19 protein-coding genes are annotated in these 24246 nt (G+C 65.6%); 6 read left to right on the plus strand and 13 right to left on the minus strand.

Annotated features, from left to right (window positions below; genetic code table 11):
- Positions 1–49 precede the first annotated feature (49 nt).
- Positions 50–1882: an ABC transporter ATP-binding protein gene (locus tag NJF35_RS15360; protein WP_253080911.1), complete on the plus strand. Its 1833-nt coding sequence runs from the start codon at positions 50–52 to the stop codon at positions 1880–1882.
- A gap of 31 nt (positions 1883–1913) precedes the next feature.
- Here the strand turns inward: NJF35_RS15360 and NJF35_RS15365 are convergent, their stop codons facing one another.
- Entirely contained in the window at positions 1914–3044 is a 1131-nt protein-coding gene (locus NJF35_RS15365; RefSeq protein WP_225789783.1) for a GNAT family N-acetyltransferase, read from the minus strand.
- Between the two features lie 243 nt (positions 3045–3287).
- Between NJF35_RS15365 and NJF35_RS15370 the strand changes: the two genes are divergently transcribed.
- Positions 3288–4532 carry a putative porin gene (locus NJF35_RS15370; RefSeq protein ID WP_225789784.1) on the plus strand — a complete coding sequence of 415 codons (1245 nt, stop codon included), beginning with the start codon at positions 3288–3290 and terminating at the stop codon, positions 4530–4532.
- A gap of 133 nt (positions 4533–4665) precedes the next feature.
- Here NJF35_RS15370 and NJF35_RS15375 read toward each other — a convergent pair whose 3' ends face one another.
- The gene (locus tag NJF35_RS15375) at positions 4666–5787 is read right to left on the minus strand and encodes a beta-ketoacyl-ACP synthase III (protein ID WP_225789785.1); all 1122 of its coding nucleotides are present in this window, start codon (positions 5785–5787) and stop codon (positions 4666–4668) included.
- A gap of 209 nt (positions 5788–5996) precedes the next feature.
- Positions 5997–9905 carry an ATP-dependent RNA helicase HrpA gene (gene hrpA / locus NJF35_RS15380; protein ID WP_253080910.1) on the minus strand — a complete coding sequence of 1303 codons (3909 nt, stop codon included), beginning with the start codon at positions 9903–9905 and terminating at the stop codon, positions 5997–5999.
- A gap of 550 nt (positions 9906–10455) precedes the next feature.
- Between hrpA and NJF35_RS15385 the strand changes: the two genes are divergently transcribed.
- Positions 10456–11820 (plus strand): glutamine synthetase family protein, encoded by a 1365-nt coding sequence (locus tag NJF35_RS15385; RefSeq protein WP_225789787.1) that lies wholly within the window; start codon positions 10456–10458, stop codon positions 11818–11820.
- Positions 11821–11851: 31 nt separating this feature from the next.
- The gene (locus tag NJF35_RS15390; RefSeq protein ID WP_225789788.1) at positions 11852–13159 is read left to right on the plus strand and encodes an NAD(P)/FAD-dependent oxidoreductase; all 1308 of its coding nucleotides are present in this window, start codon (positions 11852–11854) and stop codon (positions 13157–13159) included.
- Between the two features lie 38 nt (positions 13160–13197).
- Here the strand turns inward: NJF35_RS15390 and fadD1 are convergent, their stop codons facing one another.
- Both fadD1 and fadD2 read right to left on the minus strand, forming a co-directional pair.
- Positions 13198–14895 (minus strand): long-chain-fatty-acid--CoA ligase FadD1, encoded by a 1698-nt coding sequence (fadD1, locus tag NJF35_RS15395; RefSeq protein WP_225789789.1) that lies wholly within the window; start codon positions 14893–14895, stop codon positions 13198–13200.
- A 326-nt stretch (positions 14896–15221) separates the two neighbouring features.
- Positions 15222–16910: a long-chain-fatty-acid--CoA ligase FadD2 gene (gene fadD2, locus NJF35_RS15400; RefSeq protein WP_225789790.1), complete on the minus strand. Its 1689-nt coding sequence runs from the start codon at positions 16908–16910 to the stop codon at positions 15222–15224.
- 199 nt (positions 16911–17109) lie between these two features.
- Between fadD2 and NJF35_RS15405 the strand changes: the two genes are divergently transcribed.
- Together NJF35_RS15405 and NJF35_RS15410 are read left to right on the plus strand one after the other, a co-directional pair.
- Positions 17110–18054 carry an alpha/beta hydrolase gene (locus NJF35_RS15405; RefSeq protein ID WP_225789791.1) on the plus strand — a complete coding sequence of 315 codons (945 nt, stop codon included), beginning with the start codon at positions 17110–17112 and terminating at the stop codon, positions 18052–18054.
- A 42-nt stretch (positions 18055–18096) separates the two neighbouring features.
- Positions 18097–18567, plus strand: coding sequence for a MaoC family dehydratase (locus tag NJF35_RS15410; protein WP_225789792.1), 471 nt, complete (start codon positions 18097–18099; stop codon positions 18565–18567).
- Positions 18568–18585: 18 nt separating this feature from the next.
- On the opposite strand, the gene NJF35_RS15415 is transcribed toward NJF35_RS15410, so the two are convergent.
- From NJF35_RS15415 to NJF35_RS15450, 8 genes are all read right to left on the minus strand, one after another.
- Positions 18586–19830 (minus strand): RNA polymerase sigma factor, encoded by a 1245-nt coding sequence (locus NJF35_RS15415; protein ID WP_253080908.1) that lies wholly within the window; start codon positions 19828–19830, stop codon positions 18586–18588.
- On the minus strand, positions 19830–20321 hold the full coding sequence (locus NJF35_RS15420; protein ID WP_225789794.1) for an SRPBCC family protein: 492 nt from the start codon (positions 20319–20321) through the stop codon (positions 19830–19832). The genes NJF35_RS15415 and NJF35_RS15420 overlap by 1 nt, the downstream gene beginning before the upstream one ends.
- Before the next feature lie 18 nt (positions 20322–20339).
- Positions 20340–20684 carry a YciI family protein gene (locus NJF35_RS15425; RefSeq protein WP_225789795.1) on the minus strand — a complete coding sequence of 115 codons (345 nt, stop codon included), beginning with the start codon at positions 20682–20684 and terminating at the stop codon, positions 20340–20342.
- 50 nt (positions 20685–20734) lie between these two features.
- Positions 20735–21160, minus strand: coding sequence for a YybH family protein (locus NJF35_RS15430; RefSeq protein ID WP_253080907.1), 426 nt, complete (start codon positions 21158–21160; stop codon positions 20735–20737).
- Between the two features lie 199 nt (positions 21161–21359).
- Positions 21360–21848 (minus strand): GyrI-like domain-containing protein, encoded by a 489-nt coding sequence (locus NJF35_RS15435; RefSeq protein ID WP_253080906.1) that lies wholly within the window; start codon positions 21846–21848, stop codon positions 21360–21362.
- A 61-nt stretch (positions 21849–21909) separates the two neighbouring features.
- On the minus strand, positions 21910–22554 hold the full coding sequence (locus tag NJF35_RS15440; protein WP_253080905.1) for a LysE family translocator: 645 nt from the start codon (positions 22552–22554) through the stop codon (positions 21910–21912).
- Positions 22555–22664: 110 nt separating this feature from the next.
- Positions 22665–23621: a threonine dehydratase gene (locus NJF35_RS15445; protein WP_225789799.1), complete on the minus strand. Its 957-nt coding sequence runs from the start codon at positions 23619–23621 to the stop codon at positions 22665–22667.
- Between the two features lie 238 nt (positions 23622–23859).
- On the minus strand, positions 23860–24123 hold the full coding sequence (locus tag NJF35_RS15450) for a DUF2790 domain-containing protein (RefSeq protein WP_225789800.1): 264 nt from the start codon (positions 24121–24123) through the stop codon (positions 23860–23862).
- Positions 24124–24246: the final 123 nt, after the last annotated feature.

The following is a 24246-nucleotide window of genomic DNA, read 5'->3' on the forward strand; positions in this document are numbered from 1 at the left end:
AGGGACGTGACACCGCCTGACGGCCGAGGGAACAGGAGCCATTTCATCCATGCTGTACCGCCGCTTCGAGCAACTGATCGATATCTTCCGCGAAGCGCCAAGCGAAGCGCCGCCGAGCAAGGTGCTGCCGTTCTACCTGTACTACCTGCGCCAGGTCTGGCCGAGCTTCGTCGCCCTGCTGGTGGTCGGCCTGGTCGCCGCGTTGATCGAGGTGGCCATGTTCGGCTACCTGAGCCGGATCATCGACCTGGCCCAGGTCACCCCGGGCGCCGAGTTCTTCAGCCGGCACGGCGGCGAGCTGATCTGGATGCTGGTGGTGATCCTCGTGCTGCGCCCGCTGTTCTTCGGCCTGCACGACCTGCTGGTACACCAGACCATCAGCCCGGGCATGACCAGCCTGATCCGCTGGCAGAACCACACCTACGTGCTCAAGCAGAGCCTGAACTTCTTCCAGAGCGACTTCGCCGGGCGCATCGCCCAGCGCATCATGCAGACCGGCAACTCCCTGCGCGATTCGGCAGTGCAGGCGGTGGATGCCCTGTGGCACGTGCTGATCTACGCGATCAGCTCGCTGGTGCTGTTCGCCGAGGCCGACTGGCGCCTGATGCTGCCGCTGCTGGCCTGGATCGCCTGCTACATCGGTGCGCTCTGCTACTTCGTGCCACGGGTCAAGGAGCGCTCGGTGATCAGCTCCGACGCCCGCTCCAAGCTGATGGGGCGGATCGTCGACGGCTATACCAACATCGCCACCCTCAAGCTGTTCGCCCATACCGACTTCGAACAACAGTACGCCCGCGAGGCGATCAGCGAACAGACCGAGAAGACCCAGCTGGCCTCACGGGTCATCACCAGCATGGATGTGGTCATCACCAGCCTCAACGGCCTGCTGGTGGCCGGCACCACGGCACTGGCCCTGTGGTTGTGGAGCCAGTCGCTGATCACCGTCGGTGCCATCGCCCTGGCCACCGGCCTGGTGATCCGCATCGTCAACATGTCCGGCTGGATCATGTGGGTGGTCAACGGCATCTTCGAGAACATCGGCATGGTCCAGGACGGCCTGCAGACCATCGCCCAGCCGGTCAGCGTCACCGACAGGCCCGATGCCCCCGCGCTCAAGGTCAGCCGCGGCGCCGTGCGCTTCGACGACGTGGGCTTCCACTACGGCAAGGGCGGCAAGGTCATCGACGGGTTGAACCTGGATATCCGCCCGGGCGAGAAGATCGGCCTGATAGGCCCCTCCGGGGCCGGCAAGTCGACCCTGGTCAACTTGCTGCTGCGCCTGTACGACGTGGAAAGCGGGCGTATCCTCATCGACGGCCAGGACATCGCCGAGGTCAACCAGGCCAGCCTGCGCGCGCAGATCGGCATGATCACCCAGGACACCTCGCTGCTGCACCGCTCGATCCGCGACAACCTGCTGTACGGCCGGCCGGACGCCAGCGAGGCAGAGGTCTGGGAAGCGGTACGCCGGGCCCGGGCCGACGAGTTCATTCCACAGTTGTCCGACGCCCAGGGGCGCACGGGCTTCGATGCCCACGTGGGCGAGCGCGGGGTCAAGCTCTCGGGTGGCCAGCGCCAACGCATCGCCATTGCCCGGGTGCTGCTGAAGAATGCGCCGATCCTGATCATGGACGAGGCCACTTCGGCACTGGACTCGGAAGTCGAGGCGGCGATCCAGGAGAGCCTGGAAACCCTGATGCAGGGCAAGACGGTGATCGCCATCGCTCACCGCCTGTCCACCATCGCCCGCATGGACCGCCTGGTGGTACTGGACAAGGGGCACATCGTCGAAAGCGGCAGCCATGCCGAGCTGCTGGCCCAGCAGGGGCTCTATGCACGCCTATGGCACCACCAGACCGGCGGGTTCGTTGGCGTGGACTGACGGTGGCTGCAAGCTTGCAGCTCGAATCCCGTCATCCCCCACGGCGATAGGGCAACAGCCGCCGGGCCTCCTCGGCGTAGGCCTTCACCCCCACCCGCTCCTGGGCGAGGAAGTCCTCCACCGCCCGGCGCAACCCCGGGTGGCGCAGGTAATGCCATGACCGCGTGAGCACCGGCTCGAAACCACGGATCAGCTTGTGCTCCCCCTGGGCGCCAGCGTCGAAACGCTGCAGCCCCTCGCCAATGGCGAAATCCATGCCCTGGTAGAAGCAGGTCTCGAAGTGCAGCCGGTCGAATTCGTCCAGGCAGCCCCAATAGCGCCCATACAGGCTGTCGCCACCGACCAGGCTCAAGGCCATGGCCACGTCACGCCCGCCCTGGCGGGCCATCACCACGCGGACCGCCTCGGGCATGCGCTCGGCCAGCAGGCTGAAGAAGCTCCGGGTCAGGTACGGCGTGCGACGGCGCACCGCATAGGTGTTGGCGTAGCACAGGTAGACGAAGTCCCACTGCACCTGCGTCAACTCATCGCCACGGTACCCGTGGAAGTCGATGCCCTGCCCGGCCACCTGCTCGCGCTCCTTGCGCAACTGCTTGCGCTTGCGCGAGCTGAGGGTGTCGAGGAAATCCTGAAAGTCCCGGTAACCGCGATTGCGCCAGTGAAACTGGCAACCCAGGCGCTCCAGCCAGCCCGGCAGGCCAGCGAGCTGATCGTCCACGGCCTTGTCGGTGAAATTGATATGCGCGCCACTCAACTCGCCCTTGCCCAGGTACTCGGGTATCGCCTGCAGCAGAAGCAGGCCATCGGCCGCGTCGGCGGCCAGCAGGCGCGGCCCGCTCACCGGGCTGAACGGCACCGCGCCGAGCAGCTTCGGGTAGTAGGCGATCCCGGCCCGCTCGCAGGCATCGGCCCAGCCATGGTCGAACACGTACTCCCCGAACGAATGCCACTTGCGATAGGCCGGCAGTAACGCCCGCACCTGCCCCTCGCGCTCCAGCACCAGGTGTTCGGCCGCCCAACCGGTCGACGGCGCGACACTGGCGCTGTCTTCCAGCGCACTGAGGAATGCATGGCGCAGGAACGGCTGGCCAGCAGGCACCAGGGCATCCCAGGTCGCCGCCGGAAGATCGCGCAGATGGGCAAGGCTGTACAGGCTGGTCACGATTTCGACTCGCTGCGAAAGAGCCGCCAGTATCCCGGAAGAGTGCCATGACACTCAAATCATGACGTGCTCACTTAACCGCAGCGCCATCAAATAGACATCATTCTGTCACTCCCCCTCGCAATACTTGCGCCTGTTTTTCGAAGCCCCGGCAACCCGTCTAGCCAGGGCTTTTCCGAAGACATGCCAACTCGGGGCGGGCGCCAAGAGCCTCCCCACTTTTTTTTCAACAGGGAGAACCTTATGCGTCTTGTTTCTACACTTACCGGAGCAAGCCTCACCGGCATGATGCTGGCCCTGAGCGCTCCGGCCAGTGCTGCAGTTGACGCCAAGCTGCTCGAGATGCTCCGCGCCAATGGCTCGATCAACGAGGCGCAGTACAACGAACTGCAGGCCGATCTGGCTCAGGAAACCAAGGAAAAGGCAGACCAGAAGGCACAGGCCGATCGTCTGAGCTCCTTTGAGCAGAAAGTGGCCTGGGCCGCCAAGACCCAGATCAAGGGTGACGTGCGCCTGCGCTACGAAGACGTCAACGTCGACAACCCCAACAGCCGCAGCAACAACCAGGACCGTGAACGGGTCCGCGCCCGGGTCGGCTTCTACAGCGAGATCAACCCGCAGGTGGACGCCGGTGTGCGCGTGGCCACCGGCAGCAGTTCCGATGCCCGATCCACCAACCAGAGCCTGGACAACTACTTCGACAAGAAATCGCTGTGGGTCGACCTGGCCTACCTCGACTGGCACCCGACCGCCCTGCCGGGCCTGCACCTGATCGGCGGCAAGATGAACCAGCCCTGGGTGAGCATGGGCGACATCATCTGGGACAGCGACATCAACCCGGAAGGTATCGCCGTCACCTACAAGACCGACCTGGGCGGTGCCGAGCTGTTCGCCAGCGCCGGCCACTACAACCTGAAGGACAACGTCGACGGCGACGGCGTGCAGTTCAAGCACGACGCGCAGCTCTACCACGGCCAGTTGGGCACGCGCTTCGGTCTTGCCGACACCGTCAAGGTCACCGTGGGCGGCAGCATCTACGGCTATGACAACGACAAGAGCTCGACCGCCCTGCAGAACTTCGGCAACACCACCAACGAGTTCAACCTGGTGGAAGGTTTCGGGCAACTGGACTTCACCGGCTTCGCCATCCCGTTGTCGGCCTATGGCCAGTTCGTCAAGAACACAGACAGCACCGATGGTGCGGACAAGGCCTGGCTGGCGGGCCTGAAGACCAAGGTCGGTTCCTGGAGCCTCGACTACAACTACCGCGACGTACAGCGCAATGCCGTGGTCAGCCTGTTCACCGACTCCGACTTCGGTGCCGGCTTCACCGGTTCGCGTGGGCACAAGTTCAAGGTCGGCTACGAGATCGACAAGAACTTCTCCTTGGGCGCGGCCTACCTGATGGCCAAGACCGACCTGTCGCAATTGCCCAACAGCAATGCTGATGTCGACACCCTGCAGGTCGACCTGGAAGCCAAGTTCTAAGCGCGGGCTACCTGCGTCACCCAAGCGGGAAGTACCGACCCCATCCGGTACTTCCCGCTTTTTTGTCTAATGCCGAGGCCGCTTCGCGCCCAAAGCGACTGAGCGTTTCAATTGACCGGCAAGCCGGTACCGATCAGCGCTTGCGCAGAATCACGCTGCCAATCGAATACCCCGCGCCAAACGAACTCAGCACCCCCAGCGAACCTTTCGCCAAGTCATCCTGGTACAGGTGGAAGGCAATCACCGACCCCGCCGAGCTGGTATTGGCATAACGGTCGAGGATCACCGGCGCATCTTCCTCAGCCACGTCGCGGCCAACCAGTTTCTTGACGATCAGGTGGTTCATGCTCAGGTTCGCCTGGTGCAGCCAGAATCGCTTGACATCGCCAGGTTGCAGGTCGTTCTCCGCCAGGTGCTGGCCAATCAACTCGGCGACCATCGGGCAGACCTCGCGGAACACCTTGCGGCCTTCCTGGACGAACAACTTGTCCGGCGCGCCGATGCCCTCCTCCGCCGCGCGGTTGAGAAAGCCGAAGTTGTTGCGGATGTTGTTGGAGAACTGGGTCAGCAACTTGCTGCTGACGATCTCGAACTGGTGGGCCGAAGTGGCCCGGTCGGCACGCTCGATCAGCACCGCGGTGGCGGCATCGCCGAAGATGAAGTGGCTGTCGCGGTCACGGAAGTTCAGGTGGCCGGTGCAGATCTCCGGGTTGACCATCAGCACCGCGCGGGCCTGCCCCAACTGCACGCTGTTGGCGGCGGTCTGGATGCCGAAGGTAGCCGAGGAACAGGCCACGTTCATGTCGAAGGCGAACCCCTGGATGCCCAGCGCCTGCTGCACCTCGATGGCGATGGCCGGGTACGGGCGCTGCAGGTTGGAGCAGGCGACGATCACCCCATCGACGTCGGCGGCGCTGCGGCCGGCGCGCTCCAGGGCCTGGCGGGCGGCAGCGACGGCCATCTCGCAGAGGATCGACGGCTCGTCGTTGGAGCGCTCCGGCAGGCGTGGCTTCATGCGTTGCGGATCGAGGATGCCGGCCTTGTCCATGACGAAGCGGCTCTTGATCCCCGAGGCTTTCTCGATGAAGGCGGCGCTGGACTCGGCCAGGGCTTCGAGCTCGCCACGCTCGATGGCGGCGGCGTTGTCGTGGTTGTACTGGTGCACCCAGGTATTGAAGGAATCCACCAGCTCTTCGTTGGAAATGCTCTGGGCCGGGGTATACAGGCCGGTGCCGCTGATCACGACGTTATGCACGGTCGTTCCTCTGGTCAAAGGCCATCGCCATGTGGCGCTGGCTGGAATAATGGCACCTTAGTGCCAACTTTAAGACAAGCGCTTCGCGTTCGTTCGTCGGCAAGCCCGCCTCCACAGCGCGAGAGCGCATGACCTGTGGCAGCGGGCTTGCCCGCCAAGGGCCGCACCGCGGCCCCAAATTGCACCAATAGTGCCACAAGTGTGGAAGTTTATCCCTCCACCTGGCTCCACTGCTTGCCCAAACGTTTGTCGGAAACCGGCACCTTGGTACCCAGTTGCTGGGCGAACAACGACACCCGGTATTCCTCCAGCAACCAGCGGTACAGGGTCAGTTGCTCGTCACGCTTGCCTTCCTGGGCATGCTTGTCGGCGCGGGCCTTGTACTGGGCCCACAGGTTGCTCAGCTCGCCACTCCAGACCCGGTCCTTCTGCACCTGGGCGCCGAGCTTCTCCAGGCGCAGTTCCACCGCCTTGAGGTAACGCGGCAGCTCCTTGAACCAGGCCGCCGGCGTCTCGCGGACGAAGCCCGGGTAGACCAGGTTGGCAAGTTGCTGCTTGATGTCGTTGAGCGCCACCGCCTGGCTCAGGTCGATCTTGCCCTTGAAGCGCTTCTGCAGGCCGTGCCACAGCTTGAGCACCTCCAGCGTCTGGCGGGCCAGGCGTTCGGCGTGCTCGGCCCAACTGCCACGCTTGCGCTCGGCAAGCCCGGCCAGCGCCGCACCGTCCCGTGGCAGTTGCGCCTCGCCTTCGAGGATGCAACTGTCGAGGCTGGCCAGCAGGATGTCCTCCACCAACGCCTCGACCCGCCCCAGTTCGCGGTACAGCAGGCCCAGCTCGGTCAGCCCCGGCAGCTTGCCGCGCAGGAACTTGGCAGGCTCGGCCAGTTGCTGCAGCAACAGGCGCTGCAGGGCACGACGGTGCTGGAACTCGGCCTCGGCCTGGGTCGAGAAGCGCCCCTCGCGCACCGTGCCGTTTTCTTCCACCAGCGCCGGGTAGACCGTCAGCGACAGGCCGGCGATCTTCTGCTGGGCGGTCTGCGCCACCTCGGCGAAGGCCTTGGCTTGCACCGGCTGCTCGGCCTTCTCGTTGCGCGGCAGGGCCAGCGCGGCCTGGCTGGCGGCGGCGAAGCGCGCGGTCAGCTCGGCCAGGTCGCGGCCTTCGCCGAGGAACTTGCCCTGGCCGTCGACCACCTCGATGTTCATGCGCAGGTGCCCTTCCACCAGGCTTGCCGCTTCCGCCCAGGCCTCATCGGACACCCGTGCGCCCGTCATGCGCAGCAACTCCTGGCCCAGCGATTGCGCCAGGGCGCCCTGGCCGAAGGCCATGCGCGACAACGCAGCCTTGACGAAGTCCGGCACCGGCACGAAGTTCTTGCGCAGGGCCTTGGGCAGGTTGCGCACCAGGGCCACGCACTTGGCTTCCAGCAGGCCCGGCACCAACCACTCCAGGCGCTCGCCCGGCAGGTTCGGCAACAATGGCGCCGGTACCCGCACGGTCACGCCGTCACGCGGGTGGCCCGGCTCGAAGTGATAGGTCAGCGGCAGGCGCAGTTCGCCGATCTGCAGATGGTCTGGATACTGCGCCGCGGTGACTTCGCTGGCCTCGCGGGCCAGCACGTCTTCCTCGCGCATGATCAGAAGGTTCGGGTCCTTCTGACTGTTGATCCGGTACCAGCTGTCGAAAGTCGCGGTCTGGTGGATCTCCGCCGGCAGGCGTGCCTCGTAGAAGGCGTAGAGGGTTTCTTCATCGGCAAGGATGTCGCGACGACGGGCCTTGGCCTCCAGCTCGTCAAGTTGCTCGAGCAGGCGCTTGTTGGCCGACAGGCACTTGGCCCGCGACTGGATCTGGCCGCCGACCAACCCCTCGCGGATGAACAGCTCACGCGACACCACCGGGTCGATCGGGCCGAAGTGCACCGGCCGGCGCCCGACCAGGATCAACCCGTACAAGGTGATCTGCTCGTAGGCCACCACCTGCCCCCGCTTCTTCTCCCAGTGCGGCTCGAAGTGGTTCTTCTTCACCAGGTGGGTCGCCAGCGGCTCGATCCAGTCCGGCTCGATCCTGGCCACCATGCGCGCGTACAGCTTGGTCGTCTCCACCAGTTCGGCGGCCATCACCCACTGTGGGCGCTTGCGGCCCAGGCCCGAGGACGGGTGAACCCAGAAGCGACGCTGGCGGGCCCCCTGGTAGTCGCCCTCCTCGGTCTTGTGGCCGACCTGGCTGAGCAAGCCGCTGAGGATCGCCTTGTGCACCTTCTGGTAGTCGGACGGCTCCTTGTTCACCGCCAACTGCAGGTCACGGCAGATCAGCGCCAACTGGCGATGGGCATCCCGCCACTCGCGAAGGCGAAGGTAGTTGAGGAACTGCTTGCGGCACCAGTTGCGCAGCGGGTTGGCGGTCAGCGCCTGACGCTGCTCCTCGAAACCGCGCCACAGGTTGACCAGCGCGGCGAAGTCGGAGTCGACATCCTTCCACTGGGCATGCGCCTGGTCAGCGGCCTGCTGGCGCTCCGGCGGGCGTTCGCGTGGGTCCTGCACCGACAGGGCACTGGCGACGATCAGCACCTCCTGCAGGCTGCCCAGGCGCGCGCCTTCGAGCAGCATGCGGCCCAACCGAGGGTCGATCGGCAGGCGCGCCAGCTGGCGACCCAGTGGCGTCAGCTGATTCTCGCGGTTGACTGCCGACAGCTCCTGCAACAGGTTGAAGCCGTCGCTGATGGCCTTGCCATCCGGCGGTTCGATGAACGGGAAGGCATCGATCGCGCCGAGGCGCAGGTGCAGCATCTGCAGGATCACCGCCGCCAGGTTGGTGCGCAGGATCTCCGGGTCGGTGAAGGCCGGCCGGCTGTTGAAATCCTCTTCGCTGTACAGGCGCACGCAGATGCCCGGTTCGACCCGGCCGCAGCGGCCCTTGCGCTGGTTGGCGCTGGCCTGGGACACCGCCTCGATCGGCAGGCGCTGGACCTTGGCACGGTAGCTGTAGCGGCTGATGCGCGCGGTGCCGGTGTCGATCACGTAGCGAATGCCCGGCACGGTCAGCGAGGTCTCGGCGACGTTGGTGGCCAGCACCACGCGGCGCCCGGCATGGGGCTGGAAGATCCGCTGTTGCTCGGCCGGTGACAGGCGCGCATACAGCGGCAGGATCTCGGTGTGACGCAACTGGGCCTTGCGCAGGATCTCCGCGGCATCGCGGATCTCCCGCTCGCCCGGCAGGAACACCAGCACGTCGCCCGGCCCCTTGCCTTCGCTGCGCTCGTGCTGTGCCAGCTCATCCAGGGTGGCGAGGATCGCCTGGTCGACGGTGAGGTCGTCCTCGACCGGGTTGCCTTCTTCGTCCTGCTCGCTGGTCAGCGGGCGGTACCAGGTTTCGACCGGGTAGGTTCGCCCGGACACCTCGATGATCGGTGCACCATCGAAATGCTTGGAGAAACGCTCCAGGTCGATGGTCGCCGAGGTGATGATCAGCTTGAGCTCCGGACGGCGGTGCAGCAGGGTCTTGAGGTAGCCGAGCAGGAAGTCGATGTTCAGGCTGCGCTCGTGGGCCTCGTCGACGATGATCGTATCGTAGCGCTCGAGGAAGCGGTCGTGCTGGGTCTCGGCCAGCAGGATGCCGTCGGTCATCAGCTTGACCAAGGTATTGGCATCGCTCTGGTCCTCGAAACGCACCTGGTAGCCGACCAACCCACCCAACGGCGTGCCCAGCTCCTCGGCCACCCGCGCCGCCACGCTGCGCGCGGCGATCCGGCGCGGCTGGGTGTGGGCGATCAGGCCGTGGCGGCCACGGCCCATCTCCAGGCAGATCTTCGGCAACTGGGTGGTCTTGCCCGAGCCGGTCTCGCCGGCGATCACCAGCACCTGGTGCTCGGCCAGGGCCTTCTTGATCTCGTCGCGCTTGGCGGCGATCGGCAGGCTGTCGTCGTAGCGGATGTGTGGCACGCGCTGCTGGCGCGCGCTGACCTGGGCGCAGGACGCCTGGACCTTCTCCACCCACTGGGCCAGGCGCGCCTCGTCGGGACGCTTGCGCAGCTCGTGCAGTTGCCGCCGCAGGCGATGGCGGTCGGCGATCATGGCGTGGTCGAGGTTCTTCAGCAGTTGGTCGATGGCGTGGTGGTCTGTCATGGGGCTTTCTAATGAGGCAGGCGGCCCTGCTTTTTTCATGATCGGCTTTCGAAGAGGCGGGATTGTCGCAGATTTCCGGGCCGTCTGTACCGGCGCATTCCCGTTGCCATCGAGGCCGCTTCGCCGGCAAGCCGGCTCCCACGGGCTCCAATGGTGTTACCGAATCACGTGCCAGGCAGAGAAATCTACAGGCGCGAGCGTTGCCAGGGCGCCCACAATGTTTAGCCATCCCTGGACTGAAGGTTGCCATTCACTGCTTTAATCAACCTTACGCCTCGTGTGAGTATCGATCCATGACCCGCCTCCCGATCATCGCGCGCTCGCTGTCACGCCCTTCCCTACCGAAGGCCCGGGCCCGCGCCGGCGAAAACCCGCTGGTACATGTCATCCTCGCCTTCTGGGCCCTCTGGCACTGCCGCCACGCTCGCCCACCGGATACGTCGCCCCGGCTTGCCTGACCCACCCCGGCCGCCCTTGGCCGGCGTCTTCAGCCCGACCGACCGTATGCATACGGTGGTCCCGTGCGCCTGCGGGCGCGAGCGACAGCATCATGCACTTTGACAACCCGGAACACGCCAGGCGCTTTCTGGCCGACAACCCCGATATCGACCTGTTCGAACTGTTCATCCTCGACGCCAACGGCGTACCGCGCGGCAAGCTGCTGCACCGCGAGGAACTGCTGGCGGTCTACGAGACCGGCCGGCCACTGCCCAGCACCATCCTCGGCCTGACCCTCAACGGCGACGACGTGGAGGACTCCGGCCTGGTCTGGGATGTAGGCGATATCGATTGCCGCGCCTACCCCGTGGACGGCAGCCTGGTGCGCCTGCCCTGGCGCCGTGTACCGACCGCCGCGCTGCAGGTCAGCATGCACCCCAGCGAAGGGCTGCCAGCCAGCGTGGCCGACCCACGCCATGTGCTGCTGCGCACCATCGAGGCACTCGAGGCCGACGGCTATCACCCGGTGATGGCCTGCGAGCTGGAGTTCTACCTGCTCGACCAGCAGCGCGACGCCCAGGGGCGTCCGCAGCCGGCACTGGACCAGGACGGCGGCCGGCCGCGCACCACCCAGGTCTATGGCCTGCGCGAGTTGGAGCAGATCGAGCCGTTCCTCGCCGACCTCTATGCCGCGTGCAAGGCCCAAGGCATCCCGGCGCGCACGGCGATCTCCGAATACGCCCCCGGCCAGGTGGAAATCACCCTGGAGCATGGCGATGCGCTGGCCGCCATGGACCAGGCCGTGCGCTACAAGCGCCTGGTCAAGGGCGTGGCCAACGCCCATGGCATGCAGGCCTGCTTCATGGCCAAGCCGTTCGACCACCTGGCCGGCACCGGCATGCACATGCACCTGAGCCTGGCCGATGCCGAGGGTCGCAACCTGTTCGCCAGCGACGACCCGGCCGGCACCCCGCTGCTGCGCCAGGCGGTCGGCGGCATGCTGCGCCACCTGCATGAATCGCTGTTGCTGTTCTGCCCCAATGCCAACTCCTACCGGCGTTTCCAAGCCAACAGCTATGCACCGCTGGCGCCGACCTGGGGTGTCGACAACCGTACCGTCAGCCTGCGCGTGCCAGGCGGGCCGGCCAACAGCCGGCATGTGGAGCACCGTATCTGCGGTGCCGACGCCAATCCCTATCTGGCAGCGGCGGCAATCCTCGCCGCTGCCCACCAAGGCATCCGCGAGCAACTGGACCCTGGCGCCCCGGTACAGGGCAATGGCTACGCCCAGGCCACCGAATACCTGCCGACCGACTGGCTGACCGCCCTCGACGCCCTGGAGCGCTCGGGCTGGGCCAGGCAAGCCCTGGGCGAGGGCTTCCTCGGCGTCTACCTCAAGGTCAAGCGCGCCGAATACCGCCAGTTCATGGCCGAAGTCGGCGAACAGGACTGGCGCTGGTACCTGCACCAGGCCTGAGCCCCTACTCCATTCCCGTGAAGGAACGATCATGAATGCAGCAGTGAAGAACGGGACGGCCCAGCGCGCGCCGTCCTACTACAGCGCCACCCTCAACGACCTGACCCAGTACCCGACCCTGCAAGGTACCGAGCAGGTGGACGTGGCGATCATCGGCGGCGGTTTCACCGGCGTGGCCACGGCGGTGGAACTGGCCGAGCGCGGCCTGAAGGTGGCCATCGTCGAGACCAACCGCATCGGCTGGGGCGCCAGCGGCCGCAATGGCGGCCAGGTCACCGGCAGCCTGTCGGGCGACGAGGCCATGCGCACGCAGATGCGCCAGCGCCTGGGCAGCGAGGTCGACGACTTCATCTGGCACCTGCGCTGGCGTGGCCACCAGATCATCGAGCAAAGGGTTGAGCGCTATGGCATCGCCTGCGACCTCAAGCGCGGCCACCTGCACGCGGCGATGAAACCCTCGCACATGGACGAGCTGCGCGCCTTCGAGGCCGAAGCCCAGCGCCGGGGCATGGGCGAGCAGGTGCAGTTGCTCGACCGCACCGCCGTGGCCGAACACCTGCAGAGCCCGCTGTACCTGGGCGCGTTGAAGAACCGCCGCAACCTGCACCTGCACCCGCTGAACCTGTGCATGGGCGAAGCCCGTGCCGCCCACGCGCTGGGCGCGCAGGTGTTCGAAAACTCCGAGGTGCTGGAGATCGTCCATGGCCCGCGCCCGGCGGTGGTCACCGCCCAGGGCCGCATCGAGGCGCGCCAGGTGCTGCTGGCTGGCGATGTCTACCACCGCCTGGAAAAACGCCAGCTCAAGGGCAAGATCTTCCCCGCCATGGGTGGCATCGTCACCACCGCGCCACTGGGCGAGCTGGCCGAGCAGATCAATCCCCAGGACCTGGCGGTCTACGACTGCCGCTTCGTCCTCGACTACTACCGCCTGACCGCCGACAAGCGCCTGCTGTTCGGCGGTGGCGCCAACTACTCGGGCAAGGATTCGCGGGACATCGAAGGCGAGCTGCGCCCGTGCATCGAACGCACCTTCCCGGCGCTCAAGGGCGTGCCGATCGAGTTCCAGTGGAGCTGCGCCATGGGCATCGTGGTCAACCGCATCCCGCAGTTGGGCAAGCTCTCGGACAACGTCTGGTACTGCCAGGGCTACTCCGGGCACGGCATCGCCACCAGCCACATCATGGGCGAAATCATGGCCGAGGCCCTGACCGGTACGCTGGAAAAGTTCGACACCTTCGCGGGGTGCAAGCACATCAAGGTGCCGATGGGGGATCTGTTGGGCAACCCGCTGCTGGCGGCGGGGATGTGGTACTACCAGATGCTGGAGAAGCTGCGCTGACCTGGAGCTTGGGGCCGCCTCACGGCCCCGATAGCCAATCAGGCGATCTTCTTCAGGCCCTGTTTCTTCAGCTCTTCGTCGCGCAGTTCGCGGCGCAGGATCTTGCCGACGTTGGTGGTCGGCAAGACATCGCGGAACTCGATATAGCGTGGCACCTTGTAGCCGGTGACGTTGGCACGCATGTGCTCCATCACCTGCTCCTTGGTCAGGGTCATGCCCGGCTTGACCACGATGAACACCTTGATCACCTCGCCGGACTTCTCGTCCGGCACGCCGATCGCCGCGCATTGCAGCACGCCCGGCAGGCCGGCGAGCACGTCTTCCAGCTCGTTCGGGTAGACGTTGAAACCCGACACCAGGATCATGTCCTTCTTGCGGTCGACGATGCGCATGTAGCCGTCCGGCTGGATCACGGCGATGTCGCCGGTCTTCAGCCAGCCGTCCTGGTCGAGGATCTCGGCGGTGGCTTCTTCGCGCTGCCAGTAGCCCTTCATCACCTGCGGGCCCTTGACGCACAGCTCGCCCACCTCGCCCAAGGCCAGCTCGCGGCCGCTGTCGTCGATGACCTTGCACAGCGTCGAAGGCACCGGGATGCCGATGGTACCGATCTGGTTGGCCTCTGCCGGGTTGACCGCCGCTACCGGGCTGGTCTCGGTCATGCCGTAGCCTTCGCAGATGGCGCAGCCAGTCACGGCCTTCCAGCGCTCGGCCACGCTCAGTTGCAGGGCCATGCCACCCGACAAGGTGATCTTCAGCGCCGAGAAGTCCAGGGCGCGGAAGGCGTCGTTGTTGCACAGGGCGACGAAGAGGGTATTGAGCCCGACGAAGCCGCTGAACCGCCACTTGCCCAGCTCCTTGACCATGGCCGGCAAGTCGCGCGGGTTGCTGATGAGCACGTTGTGGTTGCCGATCAGCATCATGGCCATGCAATGGAAGGTGAAGGCATAGATGTGGTACAGCGGCAGCGGGGTGATGAGGATCTCGCACCCTTCCTGCAGGTTCGACCCCATCAGCGCCCGGCACTGCAGCATGTTGGCCACCAGGTTGCGGTGGGTCAGCATGGCGCCCTTGGCAACGCCGGTGGTGCCACCGGTATACTGCAGCACGGCAACGTCGTTGAGCTGCGGATTGGCCTCGGTCACCGGCCCGCCCTTGCCCAGGGCCAGGGCATCGTTGAAGCGTATGGCGCCAGGCAGGCTGTAGGCCGGCACCATCTTCTTCACGTACTTGATCACACTGTTGATCAGCACGCGCTTGAGCGGGGGCAGCAGGTCAGCCACCTCGGTGACGATGACATGCTTGACCTGGGTCTTGGGCACGACCTTCTCGGCCAGGTGCGCCATGTTGGCCAGGCAGACCAGGGCCTTGGCACCCGAGTCGTTGAACTGGTGCTCCATCTCCCGCGCGGTGTACAGCGGGTTGGTGTTGACCACGATCAGGCCGGCGCGCATGGCGCCGAACACGGCCACTGGGTATTGCAGGACATTGGGCAGTTGCACGGCGATCCGGTCGCCGGGCTTGAGGTCGGTATGCTGTTGCAGCCAGGCGGCGAAGGCCCCCGACAGGGCATACAGCTCGCCGTAGGTGATGGTCTTGCCCAGGTTGCTAAAGGCCGGCTTGTCGGCAAAGCGTTGGCAGGACTGCCGAAGCACCGCCTGGATGTTGGGGAATTCGTCAGGATTGATTTGTGCCGTAATCCCGGCGGGGTACTTATCCTTCCAAAAATTTTCGATCATGGAAGCCCACTCCTTCAGCAACAGCGAATTCGTCACGCGTTGTGCGTTTATTATTGATATGGGATGACGGCTCATTGCAACCGGATCCTCTGGAAGCGCGCCGAGAGTAACAGCTTTGCCGGGGGTCGCCTAGAGGCCAAAATGGCCCGACTGGTCACAAAATGACTCAAAGAATGATGCAGGTCATTTTTAGAGTATTAACTTGAAAGCTGCAAGCTATCAGCCTCAAGCTGCAAGAAAGAGCGACGCCGAACGCTCTATCTCGCGGCTCGAAGCTTGGAGTGTCGGGCGATGCGGAACGCTTTTTCTTGCAGCTCGAAGACAACTCAGGCGATATCGCGCAGCTCGCGGCGCAGGATCTTGCCCACCGGGGTCATGGGCAGGGATTCACGCAGGACGATATGCTTGGGCACCTTGTAGCCGGTGAAGTTGGCCTTGCAGAAGGCCTTGAGTTCCTCGATGCTCAGCCCCGCCTCGCGCGGCACCACGAACAGCTTGACCGCCTCGCCGGAGCGCTCGTCCGGCACGCCGATGGCCGCACAGTTGGCCACCTGCGGGTGGGCCATGACCACATCCTCGATCTCGTTGGGGTACACGTTGAAACCCGAGACGATGATCATGTCCTTCTTGCGGTCGACGATGCGGGTGAAGCCGTCCGGATCGATCACCGCGATGTCGCCGGTCTTCAGCCAGCCCTCGGCATCGAGGGTCTGTGCGGTGGCCTCGGGTTGGCCCCAGTAGCCCTTCATCACCTGCGGCCCCTTGATGCACAGCTCGCCGCGCTCGCCCAGGGGCAGTTCGTTGCCGTCGTCGTCGATGACCTTGAACGCCGTGCCCGGCACCGGGATGCCCACGGTGCCCAGGCGCGCCAGTTCACCATAGGGGTTGGTGCTGGCCACCGGCGAGGTCTCGGTCAGGCCGTAGCCTTCGACGATACGGCAGCCCGTCAGTTGCTCCCAGCGCTCGGCGGTGGCCTTGACCAGCGCAGTGCCGCCGGAGTTGGTGACCTTGAGCGCGGAAAAGTCCAGGGACTTGAAGCCGGGATGGTCCATCAGCGCGACGAACAACGTGTTCAGGCCCAGCAACGCCGAGAAACGCCACTTGCCCAGTTCCTTGATGAACCCAGGGATGTCGCGGGGATTGGTGATCAGCACGTTGTGGTTGCCGGTGACCATCATGCACATGCAGTTCCCCGTGAACGCATAGATGTGGTACAGCGGCAGCGGCGCGATCATGACCTCCTGGCCCTCCTTGATCAGCGGCTGCCCGTCCGGGCCGTGCTGGGAGAAACAAGCCAGCACCTGCAGCATGTTGGCCACCAGGTTGCCGTGGGTGAGCATGGCGCCCTTGGCCAAGCCCGTGGTGCCACCGGTGTACTGCAGCACGGCGATGTCGTCGAGGGTCAGCGCCACCGGCTTGTGGACTTGCGCCCGGCCCTGGCGTAGCACCTGCTTGAACGACACGGCCTGGGGCAAGTGGTAGGCCGGGACCATCTTCTTCAGCTTGTCGACCACGGTATTGACCAGCCATCCCTTGGCGGTCGGCAGCAGGTCGCCCATCTTCGCCTCGATCAGGTACTCGATGCCGGTATCGCCCAGCACTTCCTGCACACGCTTGCCGAACATGTTCAGGTAGACCAGGGCGCGGGCGCCGGAGTCCTTGAACTGGTGGCGCATCTCGCGCTCGGTGTAGAGCGGGTTGGTGTTGACCACGACCAGGCCGGCACGCATCGCGCCGAACACGGCGATGGGGTACTGCAGGACGTTGGGCATCTGCACCGCGATGCGATCGCCCGGGGCCAGGTCGGTGTGCTGTTGGAGCCAGGCGGCGAAGGCCGCGGAATGGCGCTCCAGTTCGGCGTAGGTGAGGGTCACGCCGAGGTTGCTGAACGCCGGACGGTCGGCGAAGCGCTTGCAGGAGCGTTCGAAGACCTCGACGACGGATGTGTAGGCGTTGATGTCAATGGTGGAAGGCACGCCCGCCGGGCGTTTGTCATTCCAGAAGTCGGCTTGCATTTATTGTTGTTCCTCTGCCTGGACCGTCCCTGACCTGATTGCCTGATGCAAAAAGGCGTTGAGCCGACGTTAGCAGGTAACCCGGAGGTGGCAAATACGCCAAGTGCTGCCATTAACATTGTGAATCTTATTTGTGCCCTTCCTGCAATCCTGCCCGTTGCGCATACACTGTCTCGAACCCAGGAGCAAAGGATCCGCCATGCCCCATGACGCCTTCTGGCTGCCGGCCAGCGAGCATTGCAGCCTGTATGTCCACCAGTGGCTGCCGAGCTCGCCGGTCAAGGCCGTGGTGCTGCTGGCCCATGGCATGGCCGAGCACGCCGGGCGCTACCAGCGCCTGGGCCATGCCCTGAGCGACGCCGGCTTCGCCCTGCTCGCCCCGGACCTGCGCGGCCACGGCCGCACCGCCGAGCTGGGCAGCCTGGGCCTGTTCGCCCGCCGGCACGGTTGGGAGGCCGTGGTCAACGACCTGGGCCTGCTCGCCCAGCACATCGGCCAGCAGTTTCCCGGCACCCCGCTGTTCCTGTTCGGCCACAGCATGGGCAGCTACATCGCCCAGGCCTACCTGTTGCACCACAGCGCCAGCCTGCAGGGGGCGATCCTCAGCGGCTCCAACTACCAACCGGCGGCGCTGTACCGCGCTGCTGGCCTGATCGCCCGGCTCGAAGCCTGGCGCCAGGGGCCGCAGGGCAAGAGCGCGCTGATCGAGTGGCTGTCGTTCGGCGCGTTCAACAAGGCCTTCAAGCCCAATCGCACCGCCTTCGACTGGCTCAGCCGCGACGCCGCCGAGGTCGACCGCTACCTCGCCGACCCGCTGTGCGGCTTTCGCTGCTGCAACCAGCTGTGGCTCGACCTGCTCCATGGCCTGGCGCAGATCAGCCAGCCGAAGAACCTGGCGCAGATCGACCCGAACCTGCCGATCCTGGTGCTCGGTGGCGACTGTGACCCGGTCAGCGCCGGCAAGCGCCTGAAGGGCCTGGCCGGCGCCCTGCGTGCCACCGGCAACCGGCATGTACAGCTGCGTCTCTACCCCCAGGCACGGCACGAACTGCTCAACGAGACCAATCGCGACGAGGTCACCGCCGATATCCTCGGCTGGCTGGAGCAGGCGCTGGCCCTGGGCCGACCTGCCCGCAGCGAATGATGTACACTCCCCCGTCCGCCCTCTCAAGGAAACCCCGCCCCGATGACCCAGGTCACCAATACGCCCTACGAAGCCCTCGAAATCGGTCAGAAAGCCAGCTACGAGAAGTCCGTCGAAGAACGCGATATCCAGCTGTTCGCCGCGATGTCCGGTGACCACAACCCGGTACACCTGGATGCCGAGTTCGCCGCCAAGAGCATGTTCCGCGAGCGGATCGCCCACGGCATGTTCAGCGGTGCGCTGATCAGCGCCGCGGTCGCCTGCACCCTGCCCGGCCCCGGCACCATCTACCTGGGCCAGCAGATGAGTTTCCAGAAGCCGGTGAAGATCGGCGATACCCTCACCGTGCGCCTGGAAATCCTCGAGAAACTGCCCAAGTTCAAGGTGCGTATCGCCACCAACGTGTACAACCAGCACGACGAGCTGGTGGTCGAAGGCGTGGCCGAGATCCTCGCCCCGCGCAAGCAGCAGACCGTCGAGCTGGTCAGCCCGCCGAACTTCGTCGCCAGCTGATCCTGGGCACGGCCTCGCTCAAGAGGTACCCAACGTTTTCAGGCGGCGTTCGATATGCCGCCGCTCCGGCCCCTGGCGGGTAAGCGCCAGGGCTTGGCGCCAGGCATCCCGCGCCTGCTCGGCCTGGCCCAACTGGTGATGCAGCTCGGCCCGGGCGGCATGGGCCAGGTGATAGTCGAGCAGTTCGCCACGGGCCAGGATCGCCTCGACCGCCGCCAGCCCGGCCCGCGCCCCGTCCCGCCTGGCCAGCGCCGCCGCCCGGTTCAGCTCCACCACCGGCGACGGCCAATGGCGCTGCAGCACATCGTACAGCCCGACGATCTCGTCCCAATCCGTTTCCTCGGCACTGGCGGCCTCGGCATGCACCGCGGCGATCGCCGCCTGCAGGCTATAGGCGCCATACTCCCGGCTACGCAACGCCTGGCGTACCAGGCGGCAACCTTCGTCGATCCGCTCCCGGTCCCACAGGCTGCGATCCTGCTGGTCGAGCAGCACCAGTTCACCGTCGGCATCGCTGCGCGCGCGCAGCCGCGAGGCCTGCAACAGCATCAGCGCCAGCAGGCCGAGCACTTCCGCATCCGGCAGCAACTGGGCCAGCAGGCGGCCAAGGCGGATCGCCTCGTCGCACAGCTCACGCTGCACCAGGTCTTCACCCACAGACGCCGAATAGCCCTCGTTGAACACCAGGTAGATCACCCGCAACACGCTTTCCAGGCGCTCGGGCAGTTCGGCCAGCGCCGGTACCTGATAGGGGATGCGCGCGTCACGGATCTTGGCCTTGGCACGGACGATACGCTGGGCGATGGTCGCCGGGCTCTGCAGGAAGGCACGGGCGATCTGCTCGGTGGTCAGGTCGCAGACTTCGCGCAGGGTCAGCGGTACCTGGGCGTCGGCGGCCAGGGCCGGGTGACAGCAGGTGAAGATCAGTCTCAGGCGGTCGTCCACCAGCAATTCCTCGTCGCCAGGATCCTGCGCCTGCCCCTCCAGGAGCAGGATCAGCTCCGCCTGGGAACGGTCGAAACGGGCGCGCCTGCGCAGTGCGTCGATCGCCTTGAAACGGCCAGTGGACACCAGCCAGGCCCGAGGGTTGTCCGGAATGCCGTCGCGCTGCCAGCGCTCGACGGCAATGAAGAAGGCATCATGCATGGCCTCCTCGGCCAGGTCGAAGTCGCCCAGCAGGCGGATCAGGGTCGCCAGGACGCGCCGGGAATCGCGGCGGTAGACCGCCTCGACCTGGGCGCGCACCTGCTGCGCGTCGGCCATCAATCCGGCATCCGCTGGGTCACCACCTCGACCAGACGGTCCAGGCTCTCCCCCCAGCCCTCGTGGAAGCCCATTTCTTCATGGGCGCGGCAGTCAGCGGCATTCCAGTGCCAGGCGCGGGCGGTGTAGCGGGTCTTGCCCTGCTCCTCGTCGAAGGTCACCACCGCGGTCATGAACGCCTTGTCGGAGGGTACCCAACCCGGCCCGAAGGCATCCGTGAACACCAGCCGCTGCGGCGCGACGATCTCGAGGAACACCCCCTGGTTGGGATACTCGGTCCCATCGGGGGCGCGCATCAGGGTACGCAGCACCCCGCCGACCCACAGCTGCAGCTCGCATTCCGGGGTGGTCATGCCATGGGGGCCCCACCATTGCGTCAGCCACTGGGGGTCGGTCCAGGCGCGGAACACCTTGGCCGGCGGTGCATCGATCAAGCGGCTGATGGACAGTTCATGCTGCGCCTGTCCCAGGCCTGGTTGTGCAAGGCTCATGCGTGTCGTTCTCCGTTGTCAGGGTTGCAACTCGCGCACCGGCCGCACCTCGACGCTGCCGACCCGCGCCGCCGGAATCCCCTTGGCGATGTTCAGCGCCTCGTTGAGGTCGCGGGCATCGACCAGATAGAAACCGGCCAACTGTTCCTTGGTCTCGGCGAAGGGACCGTCGGTCAAGCTCATGCGTCCACCGCGCATGCGCACCGTGGTGGCGGTCTGCACCGACTTGAGCGCCTCGGCCGCGAGCATGCGCCCGCCATTTTGCAAGGACTCGGCATAGGCCATGCACTCGGCGTCTTCGGGGCTGTCGGGCAGGCTGTGCAGCAGCCCTTCGTCACAATAGACCAGGCACAGGTATTTCATGGTCGTCTCCAACGCTACGCAGGGGTGGGTTTGCCGATGAGCGGCCGCGATCAGGGCTTGAGGTCGAACATGGCTTTCTGGGTTTCCATGTCGAACGGTGCCGACCAGTGCTCGTGGATGACCTGCCACTGCCCGCCCCTACGACGATAGCCGACGGTGGCGCGCATGAAGCCGCACTGGCTTTCGTCGTCCGCCGGGCCGCAGCGGTTGAGCCAGTGGGCCAGGCCCAGGTCGCCGTCGGCATAGACGGTCAGTTGCGTCAGTTCGAAGACCATGGGGCCGGTGCAGTGGCTCATGCACATTTCCCAGTGGGCCTGGTAGTCGGCCTTGTTCTTGAACTGCAAGGCCTGGATGGCATCGAACGCCACGATGTCGTCGGCATAGGGCGCGGCGATCGCCTCCAGGTCGCGGTCGCGCACGGCCTGCATCCAGCGCTCGATCAGTTGGCGGATCTCGGTTTCGGCTGCGGTGTTCATCGGTGTTTCCTCCGATCGGTCATGAGCGGGTGACGCCGGGAACATCCGGCGCCTTCACTCCTGGTCGAACGGTGATCGGGGAAATCGACAGGACATGGAAAAAAATTTTCGCACCAGGCCGGGAAGGTGAGGCCGGGGCTTGGCGGCACTTTGTCATTTTAGGGCTGCCTTGCAGCCCAGATGGGCCCTGGCGGACCTGCTAGCCCCCCATGACCCGCTCAAGCGGAATCCAGACCTCCATCACCGCACCAGGGTCGGTAGGATCGAACCCCGCCGGATAGCGCTCGAACACCGCCGCATTGGCCGAACGCTCGCCCGAGGCCGGCAGCCACTGCTCGAAGATGGCATCGAAGGTATCCTTGATGCCTTGCAAGCTGCCACGATGCTCGAACACGGCATAGCGCTGAGGGGCGAGCGTCAACGTACTGAAGCCCTCGGGCAGGCCGCCGGCCTCGGTCACTTCGACGCCTGCCAGGTAGTCGAACCCGCCCAGCCCGTCCGGGTGGTAGCACACGCCATAGCTGTCCAGGCCATGCTGGCCCGGCACGCAGCCGATATGCGGGCCGAAACGCTGCCACAGGCGTGGCAGCCCACTGATGTCGCGCATGTCGAAGCGCTCGGCGAAGCCGGCGAGGAGCAGTGCCCTGCCATCTTCGTAACGGGAAGGGGTGATGGGTGTCGCGGTCATGTCCATTGCCTCTGTGAGCCCACACGAATGCGCCAGCGTAGCGCGGATACGCCCCGCCGGGCTATAGGGCCGGGCTGGCCAGGATGAACTCGCGATAGCCAGAAACGATCACGTAGACGGCGAAATAACAGAAAATCGCTGCCGATAGCAGGTAGGACCAGGTCAGCAAGCGGTCCCCCAGAAGGCGTCCACCATGACTGGCGATGCCACACAGGCCCAGGCACCAGACCAGCCCGGCGGCGAAGAAGCCGCCGAGGAACAACCCGGCCTCCAGCAGGCTGCCGCCACCGGAGCGAGAGATCAGCACCCCGCCCACGGCGGCGAACCAGAGGATCGCACTGGGCGAGGACATGGCCAGGAAGATCCCACGCAGGAACTCCCGCCAGCCCGACTCCAGCACCACCTGCCCACGGGCCTCCAGGTGGCCACCGCGCCAGGCCGCCAGCAACATCTTCACGGCGAACCAGGCCAACAGCACCGAGCCGCCCAGCCAGAGCCCCCAGCGCACCGCCTCGAACTGCAACAGCACGGTCATCCCCGCCAGCGCCGCGACGGCGTACAGCAGGTCACCGACGCAGGTTCCCAGGCCCAGCCAGAAGCCCTGGAGGAAACCCCGGCGCATGGCCAGGGTGATCATGGCGATATTGGCGACACCGATGTCCAGGCACAGGGACAGGCTGAGAAGAAAACCGTTGGAAAAAGGCATGCGGCACTCGTTTGCGGGACGAAGATCTGAGGCAGGCGCCATTGTGCCTGAGCGATGCAACTGGCGCTTACATTCGCCTTCCAGACGAGGTAAATCGCAAAAACACGCCCTCAGTCCCCAAGCAAGACCCGTGCATAGCGCTCCCGGTCCACATTCGCCCCGCTGAGCACTACCGCCACCCGCTTGCCAGCCTGGCGCTCGCGCTCCTGGATCAGCGCCGCCAGGGCTGCGGCGCCAGCGCCTTCGGCGGTGTTGTGGGTGGCTTCGTGGTAGAGGCGCATGGCCGCGGCGATCTCGCGGTCGTCGACGCGGACGATGCGCGCGGCATGCGCCTGGACCAGGGCGAAGGCATCAGGATGGGGCACGCGGCAGGCCATGCCATCGGCGAAGGTGTCGGCGGTGGCGGTGGTGACGATGCGGCCCTGCTCGATGCTCTGGGCGTAGGCGTCGGCGGCGCTGGAGACCACGCCAACGATCTGCGTGCGCAGCCCCAGCAGGTTGCGCGCCTGGATCAGCCCACAGATCCCCGAACCCATGCCGATCGGCACATAGACGCAGTCCAGCTCGCCAACCGCCTCGAACAGCTCCAGCGCGTAGGTAGCCACGCCGCGCACCAGTTCCGGGTGGAACGACGGCACCCTCTCGTAACCCAGCGTCTCGGCCAGCCTGGCGGCCTCCTCACGAGCCACGTCGAAGTCGACGCCATGCTCCACCAGCTCGGCACCCAGGGCGCGCATGGCGGCGTTCTTCTCCGGCGAATTGCCCTGCGGCACCACGATCACCAGTGGCAAGCCGGCCTGGCGCGCGGCCAGGGCCATGCTCTGGCCGTGGTTGCCGCGAGTGGCCGTGACCAGCCCACGTGGCGGCTTGCCGCTGGCCAGCCGCGAGCGCACGTAGACCAGCCCGCCGCGTACCTTGAAGGCACCGGTGGGCGCATGGTTCTCGTGCTTGACCCACACCTGGCAGCCCAACCGCTCGGCCAGCAACGGCCAGGCGTGCTGTGCAGTAGGGGGAACGTGCTGGCGAACGAAAGTGGCGGCTTCGCGCAGGGCGGGCAGGTCGAACATGGCGATCATCCTTCATCGGGCAAGAAAGACCCGATCCTAAGCCCGTCCCGGCTTAGGGGTAAAACTTTATATGCGCGGGGCACTGCCATGAAGCCGCCTGCCATAGGGGCCAGCGGTACTCACGAATCACGTGTCATACAGAGAATTGGGAGCCGGCTTGCCGGCGATGGGCTGCAAGGCGGCCCCAATGCCGCTTGACCGACTGGCATTGGGGCACGCCCGCGAATGGTCCACTGCCTCAACCCTGGCTGCAGCCCTCGCCCATGGCCCGGTACTGGAGGATATGGATCTGGCCCTGGTGATCCTCGTAGGTCATGGTGGCCGGTACCACTTCGCAAACATTGGGGATGGTCGACAGGCTGATCACCCGTTTGATGTCCAGGTGGGTGGAATAGTCGTACTGCTGGACCACAGGTTGGGTGGAGGTGGTCTGGGTCTGGGCCTCGTCTGCGAGGGCGAACGAGGACATACCGACCAATGCAAGAATCAGTAATGGTTTCATGGGCGTTGACCTTGAAAAGCAATCAAGCTGATCGATTGACTTCATATGCCGTCACGGCGCGGATGAAGTTGTCATCGACTGCGAAGATGACACGAAGTACCGATCCCGCTTCGTACTGCCTGG

This window comes from Pseudomonas guariconensis (assembly GCF_024127895.1).
GTDB classification, from domain to species: domain Bacteria; phylum Pseudomonadota; class Gammaproteobacteria; order Pseudomonadales; family Pseudomonadaceae; genus Aquipseudomonas; species Aquipseudomonas guariconensis_B.

What these genes read in the sequence shown, in the direction of transcription:
- NJF35_RS15390 (WP_225789788.1), top strand. Translation starts at nt 11,852, where the DNA reads ATGAATGCAGCAGTGAAGAACGGGACGGCCCAGCGCGCGCCGTCCTAC.
- NJF35_RS15385 (WP_225789787.1), top strand. Translation starts at nt 10,456, where the DNA reads ATGCACTTTGACAACCCGGAACACGCCAGGCGCTTTCTGGCCGACAAC.
- NJF35_RS15405 (WP_225789791.1), top strand. Translation starts at nt 17,110, where the DNA reads ATGCCCCATGACGCCTTCTGGCTGCCGGCCAGCGAGCATTGCAGCCTG.
- fadD2 (WP_225789790.1), bottom strand. Translation starts at nt 16,910, where the DNA reads ATGCAAGCCGACTTCTGGAATGACAAACGCCCGGCGGGCGTGCCTTCC.
- NJF35_RS15435 (WP_253080906.1), bottom strand. Translation starts at nt 21,848, where the DNA reads ATGACCGCGACACCCATCACCCCTTCCCGTTACGAAGATGGCAGGGCA.
- NJF35_RS15415 (WP_253080908.1), bottom strand. Translation starts at nt 19,830, where the DNA reads ATGGCCGACGCGCAGCAGGTGCGCGCCCAGGTCGAGGCGGTCTACCGC.
- NJF35_RS15370 (WP_225789784.1), top strand. Translation starts at nt 3,288, where the DNA reads ATGCGTCTTGTTTCTACACTTACCGGAGCAAGCCTCACCGGCATGATG.
- NJF35_RS15410 (WP_225789792.1), top strand. Translation starts at nt 18,097, where the DNA reads ATGACCCAGGTCACCAATACGCCCTACGAAGCCCTCGAAATCGGTCAG.
- NJF35_RS15440 (WP_253080905.1), bottom strand. Translation starts at nt 22,554, where the DNA reads ATGCCTTTTTCCAACGGTTTTCTTCTCAGCCTGTCCCTGTGCCTGGAC.
- NJF35_RS15425 (WP_225789795.1), bottom strand. Translation starts at nt 20,684, where the DNA reads ATGAAATACCTGTGCCTGGTCTATTGTGACGAAGGGCTGCTGCACAGC.
- hrpA (WP_253080910.1), bottom strand. Translation starts at nt 9,905, where the DNA reads ATGACAGACCACCACGCCATCGACCAACTGCTGAAGAACCTCGACCAC.
- NJF35_RS15450 (WP_225789800.1), bottom strand. Translation starts at nt 24,123, where the DNA reads ATGAAACCATTACTGATTCTTGCATTGGTCGGTATGTCCTCGTTCGCC.
- NJF35_RS15445 (WP_225789799.1), bottom strand. Translation starts at nt 23,621, where the DNA reads ATGTTCGACCTGCCCGCCCTGCGCGAAGCCGCCACTTTCGTTCGCCAG.
- NJF35_RS15360 (WP_253080911.1), top strand. Translation starts at nt 50, where the DNA reads ATGCTGTACCGCCGCTTCGAGCAACTGATCGATATCTTCCGCGAAGCG.
- NJF35_RS15430 (WP_253080907.1), bottom strand. Translation starts at nt 21,160, where the DNA reads ATGAACACCGCAGCCGAAACCGAGATCCGCCAACTGATCGAGCGCTGG.
- NJF35_RS15420 (WP_225789794.1), bottom strand. Translation starts at nt 20,321, where the DNA reads ATGAGCCTTGCACAACCAGGCCTGGGACAGGCGCAGCATGAACTGTCC.
- fadD1 (WP_225789789.1), bottom strand. Translation starts at nt 14,895, where the DNA reads ATGATCGAAAATTTTTGGAAGGATAAGTACCCCGCCGGGATTACGGCA.